At 72.5% G+C, this 2,714-nt stretch carries 3 protein-coding genes; all 3 read right to left on the bottom strand.

Annotation, left to right across the window (positions count from 1 at the left end):
* The coding region (locus tag BFF77_RS28005) for a TetR/AcrR family transcriptional regulator (RefSeq protein ID WP_141698546.1) at positions 1–414 on the bottom strand (414 nt) is incomplete at its 3' end.
* A complete protein-coding gene (locus BFF77_RS28010; RefSeq protein ID WP_245703731.1) occupies positions 402–1,148 on the bottom strand; it encodes an enoyl-CoA hydratase family protein in 747 nt (248 codons plus the stop codon). The genes BFF77_RS28005 and BFF77_RS28010, both read right to left, overlap by 13 nt.
* A 16-nt stretch (positions 1,149–1,164) precedes the next feature.
* Positions 1,165–2,714, bottom strand: a 1,550-nt coding sequence (locus tag BFF77_RS28015) for a 4-coumarate--CoA ligase family protein (protein ID WP_066955231.1), incomplete at its 5' end; no start/stop codon positions are given.

Genomic DNA, 2,714 nt, shown 5'->3' on the forward strand with positions numbered 1-2,714 from the left:
CTGCACCTGTGGGTCGCGGCCTCCGACGAGGAACAGCTGAGGCCCCGGGTCACCGAGCTGGAGGCCCGGATCGGCCGCGACCCACAGGTGCAGGGCGGCCCGGAAGAGCGGTCCCGTGTAGAGCGCCACGATGCCCGCCACCGCCTCGCGCCGCTGTCCGGGCCCCGCCGGGGCCAGTGCCCGCAGCGCGGAGGACCGTTCCTCCGCCACATGCTCGACGGCGGCGGTGAACAGATCCTCCCGGGTCGGGAAGTAGTGCTGGGCCGCGCCGCGCGAGACCCCGGCGCGCTCGGCGACGACGGAGACCGTGGAGCCCGCCCAGCCGTACTCGGCCAGACAGGCCACGGCGGCCTCCAGCAGCCGCCGCCTGGTGGCGCGGCCACGGTCCTGCTTGGGCGCGGCTACCGCACCCACGCGGCGTCCCGCCGTTCCAGGAACGCCGTGATGCCCTCGCGCGCCTCCGCCGTCACGAAGAGCGAGGCCGAGCGCTGGACGAGGTCCTCCGCGTACCGGTCGAAGGTGTCCAGCACCCCGACGGTGAGCAGTTTCTTGGACTCCGCGAGCCCTTGCGGCGAGGCCCTGCGCAGTCCGTCGAGTACGGGCGCGAGCGCGGCGTCCACATCGTCGGCGGCCTCGGTGATCAGCCCGGCGTCCGCCGCGCGTGCCGCGTCGAAGCGCTCACCGGTGAGGTAGTAGCGGGCCGCCGCGCGCGGTTCGACCCGTGGCAGGAGCGGCAGCGAGATCACGGCGGGCGCGACCCCGATCCGTACCTCCGTGAACGCGAAGTCGGACGTACGGTCGGCGATCGCGATGTCGCAGGCGCCGAGGAGGCCGAGCCCCCCGGCCCGTACATGGCCGCTGACGCGCGCCACGACCGGTTTGGGCAGTTCGACGATCTGCCGCATCAGGGCGATGAAGGTGTACGGGTTGGCCGGTTCCTTGAGGTCGGCGCCCGAGCTGAAGGTGGTGCCGGTGTGCGTGAGCAGCACGGCCCGTACCGAGGGATCGTCGCCGCAGCCGGTGAGGGCGTCCCCGAGCGCGCGGACGAGCCGCGCCGACAGGGCGTTGCGGTTCGCCGGTGAGTCCAGGGTCAAGGTGGTGATGCCCCGCTCGTGCGCGGTCGTGACCAGCCCCGCGTGGTCCGTCACGTGTTCTCCCCGTCCGTCAACTGTTCTCCCTCTCACGGGGACGCGCCTCGCGCTCCCGTGCCTCATGGTCCTCGCGGTACTCGCGGTCCCTCAGTTCACGCCTGAGGATCTTGCCGGAGGCGGCCCGGGGGACGCTTCCGACGAACTCCACCCGGCGGACCTTCTTGTACGGGGCGACACGCTCGGCGACATACGTCATCACGTCGTCCTCGGTGAGCGCCTCGGCACCGGGCTGGCGAACAATGTATGCCTTCGGGACCTCGTTGCCGTCCTGGTCGTGGACACCTGTCACGGCCGCGTCGGCGATCGCCTCGTGCGCGAGCAGCAGGGCTTCCAGCTCGGCCGGGGCGACCTGGAAGCCCTTGTACTTGATGAGCTCCTTGACCCGGTCCACGACGAAGAGCCAGCCGTCGTCGTCGGTCCTGCCGACATCACCGGTGTGCACCCACCCGTCGGGGTCGATCATGCCTGCGGTGGCCTCGGGCCGGCCGAGATAGCCCTTCATCACCTGCGGTCCCCGGATGAGGATCTCGCCCTCGGCCCCCGGGTCGGTGTCCTTGTCCGGGTCGTCCAGGGAGACGATGCGCATCTCCGTGCCGGGCAGGAGCTTGCCGACCGCGCCGGGCGGCGGTTCGGCGGCGGCGAGCGGTACGACATGGGTGCCGGGCGACAGTTCCGTCATGCCGTACGCCTGCCGTACGGGCGGGAGGTTCAGCCGGGCCGAGCAGGCGGCGGCGAGCCGGGCGTCCAGCGGCGCGGCGGCGCTCAGCACGTATTCGAGCGAGGAGAGGTCGTACTGGGCGACCGCCGGGTGCTTGGCCAGCGCGAGCACGATGGGCGGAGCCACGTAGAGCCCGTTGACGCGGTGCTTCTCGATGGCGCCGAGGAACTGGTCGAGGTCGAAGCGCGGCAGCACGACGACCGTCGCGCCCTGGCGCAGCGGCGCGTTCATCAGGGCGGTGAGCCCGTAGATGTGGAAGAACGGCAGGACGGCGAGGATACGGTCGCCGCGCCGCATCGGCATGACCGGCTGGAGCTGCGCGAGATTGGTGGCGATCGAGCGGTGGGTGAGCATGACGCCCTTGGGGACGCCGGTGGTGCCCGAGGAGTACGGCAGGGCCGCGATGTCCTCGACCGGGTCGATCGTCACGGCGGGATCCGGCGCGGTCGAGCGTGCCATGTCGAGGACGGAGCGGTGGCCCTCGGCCCGGTCGCAGACGAAGATCTCCTCTATTCCGCCCACGAGTTCGGCCGAGCGCCGTGCCACGTCGAGCAGCGGCGAGACGGTGACGATCCAGCGGGCGGCGGCGTCGCGGAGCTGGGTGGCGAGTTCCTCGGCCGTGGCGAGGGGGTGCGCGGTGGTGACGGACGCGCCGGCGCGGGTGGCCGCGTAGAAGACGGCCGGATAGGCGACGGTGTTGGGGCTGTGCAGGGCCAGCACATCGCCCTTGCGCACACCGGCGTCGGCGAAGGCGGCGGCGATACGGCGGTGGAAGACGTCGAGCTGGGCGTAGGTCAGGCTCCTCACGGCCGCGCCCGCCCCGCCGGCCGCGCCCCCGGCACCGC

The sequence above is a fragment of the Streptomyces lushanensis genome (assembly GCF_001700515.1).
GTDB classification, from domain to species: Bacteria; Actinomycetota; Actinomycetes; order Streptomycetales; family Streptomycetaceae; genus Streptomyces; species Streptomyces lushanensis.